2 rRNA genes (1 of these 2 running past the window's edge) are annotated in these 3,060 nt (G+C 50.2%); both read right to left on the bottom strand.

The window, feature by feature from the left end:
- Nucleotides 1–96: 96 nt before the first annotated feature.
- Nucleotides 97–209 (bottom strand): 5S ribosomal RNA (gene rrf, locus QN397_RS26270).
- A 120-nt stretch (nucleotides 210–329) separates the two neighbouring features.
- A 23S ribosomal RNA gene (locus QN397_RS26265) occupies nucleotides 330–3,060 on the bottom strand; it runs 144 nt beyond the window's last position.

Genomic DNA, 3,060 nt, shown 5'->3' with positions numbered 1-3,060 from the left:
TCTCAAGACTCTTCGATAGCCGACATTCTCAAATCGACTAAAGCGCGGAACAAAAAAAAGCCCAACCTTTCGGTTGGGCTTTTTTAGGCTGTAAGAGCCTGACAATGACCTACTTTCACACGGGAACCCGCACTATCATCGGCGCTGACGCGTTTCACTTTCCTGTTCGGGATGGGAAGGAGTGGTACCACGTCGCTATGGTCATCAGGCATAACTGGTTGCCGTCTTGACGAATCAAGACAACGAATTCATAGAGTTTGGAATCAGCTTGAGCTTATTTTGAATGCGTCAACTTGGCATAACACCCTGATCGATTAGATCAAAGTTATAGGGTCAAGCCGCACGAGCAATTAGTATCAGTTAGCTTAACGCATTACTGCGCTTCCACACCTGACCTATCAACGTCCTGGTCTTGAACGACTCTTTAGGGGGCTCAAGGCCCCGGCAGATCTCATCTTGAAACGAGTTTCCCGCTTAGATGCTTTCAGCGGTTATCTCTTCCACACTTAGCTACTCGGCAATGCCACTGGCGTGACAACCGATACACCAGAGGTGTGTCCACTCCGGTCCTCTCGTACTAGGAGCAGGCTTCCTCAAATCTGCAGCGCCCACGGAAGATAGGGACCAAACTGTCTCACGACGTTTTAAACCCAGCTCACGTACCTCTTTAAATGGCGAACAGCCATACCCTTGGGACCGGCTACAGCCCCAGGATGAGATGAGCCGACATCGAGGTGCCAAACACCGCCGTCGATATGAACTCTTGGGCGGTATCAGCCTGTTATCCCCAGAGTACCTTTTATCCGTTGAGCGATGGCCCTTCCATACAGAACCACCGGATCACTATGTCCTGCTTTCGCATCTGCTCGACTTGTCAGTCTCGCAGTTAAGCACGCTTATGCCATTGCACTATCGTCACGATGTCCGACCGTAACTAGCGTACCTTCGAACTCCTCCGTTACGCTTTGGGAGGAGACCGCCCCAGTCAAACTGCCTACCATGCACTGTCCCCGATCCAGATAATGGACCTAGGTTAGAACCTCAAACACACCAGGGTGGTATTTCAACGTTGGCTCCACAAGATCTAGCGACCCTGCTTCAAAGCCTCCCACCTATCCTACACAGATCTGTTCAAAGTCCAATACAAAGCTACAGTAAAGGTTCATGGGGTCTTTCCGTCTTTCCGCGGGGAGATTGCATCATCACAAACATTTCAACTTCGCTGAGTCTCAGGAGGAGACAGTGTGGCCATCGTTACGCCATTCGTGCAGGTCGGAACTTACCCGACAAGGAATTTCGCTACCTTAGGACCGTTATAGTTACGGCCGCCGTTTACTGGGACTTCAATCAAGAGCTTGCACCCCATCATTTAATCTTCCAGCACCGGGCAGGCGTCACACCCTATACGTCCACTTTCGTGTTTGCAGAGTGCTGTGTTTTTAATAAACAGTCGCAGCCACCGATTTTTTGCAACCCATTCATGCTTCGTTGTTCACTACACACTAATAGGGCACACCTTCTTCCGAAGTTACGGTGTCAATTTGCCGAGTTCCTTCTCCTGAGTTCTCTCAAGCGCCTTAGAATACTCATCTCGCGCACCAGTGTCGGTTTGCGGTACGGTCGTTGTTAGCTGAAGCTTAGTGGCTTTTCCTGGAACCTCGTTCAGTTACTTCACGGGCAAGCCCGCTCGATCAATGGCCTCGGTATATGTGCACCGGATTTGCCTAATGCACGCCTACATCCATCTAAACCGACATATCCAACAGTCGGATAACCTATTAAGATCCGTCCCCACATCGCACTAACAATCGGTACAGGAATATTGACCTGTTTCCCATCAGCTACGCATCTCTGCCTCGCCTTAGGGGCCGACTCACTCTACGCCGATGAACGTTGCGTAGAAAACCTTGCGCTTACGGCGAGGGGGCTTTTCACCCCCTTTAACGCTACTCATGTCAGCATTCGCACTTCTGATACCTCCAGCGTGCTTTACAACACACCTTCACAGGCTTACAGAACGCTCTCCTACCACTTGCAATAAATTGCAAATCCGCAGCTTCGGTAACTGGCTTAGCCCCGTTACATCTTCCGCGCAGGACGACTCGATCAGTGAGCTATTACGCTTTCTTTAAATGATGGCTGCTTCTAAGCCAACATCCTGACTGTTTTAGCCTTCCCACTTCGTTTCCCACTTAGCCAATTTTAGGGACCTTAGCTGGCGGTCTGGGTTGTTTCCCTCTTGAGTCCGGACGTTAGCACCCGGTGCTCTGTCTCCCAAGCTGTACTCGTCGGTATTCGGAGTTTGCCTTGGTTTGGTAAATCGCCATGATCCCCTAGCCAAAACAGTGCTCTACCCCCGACGGTAATACTTGAGGCACTACCTAAATAGTTTTCGGAGAGAACCAGCTATTTCCAAGTTTGTTTAGCCTTTCACCCCTATCCACAGCTCATCCGCTAGTTTTGCAACACTAGTCGGTTCGGACCTCCAGTACCTGTTATGGCACCTTCATCCTGGCCATGGATAGATCACTTGGTTTCGGGTCTACACCCAGCGACTGATCGCCCTATTCGGACTCGATTTCTCTACGGCTTCCCTATTCGGTTAACCTTGCCACTGAATGTAAGTCGCTGACCCATTATACAAAAGGTACGCAGTCACCCCTTACGAGGCTCCTACTTTTTGTAAGCACGCGGTTTCAGGATCTATTTCACTCCCCTCCCGGGGTTCTTTTCGCCTTTCCCTCACGGTACTAGTTCACTATCGGTCAATGATGAGTATTTAGCCTTGGAGGATGGTCCCCCCATGTTCAGACAGGATTTCTCGTGTCCCGCCCTACTTGTCGTTAACTTAGTACCACACAGGTCATTTCACGTACGGGGCTATCACCCGCTATGGCCAGTCTTTCCAAACTGTTCCGTTATGTCTTGTGCTATCACTAACAGGCTTCTCCGATTTCGCTCGCCACTACTTTCGGAATCTCGGTTGATGTCTTTTCCTCGAGCTACTGAGATGTTTCAGTTCACCCGGTTCGCCTCGCATAGCTATGTATTCACTATGCG

The sequence above is a fragment of the Variovorax sp. RTB1 genome, from assembly GCF_035018765.1.
GTDB lineage: Bacteria > Pseudomonadota > Gammaproteobacteria > Burkholderiales > Burkholderiaceae_C > Variovorax.
Note: the sequence above shows the minus strand (reverse complement) of the source record. Positions and strands in the feature narration are given on the sequence as shown.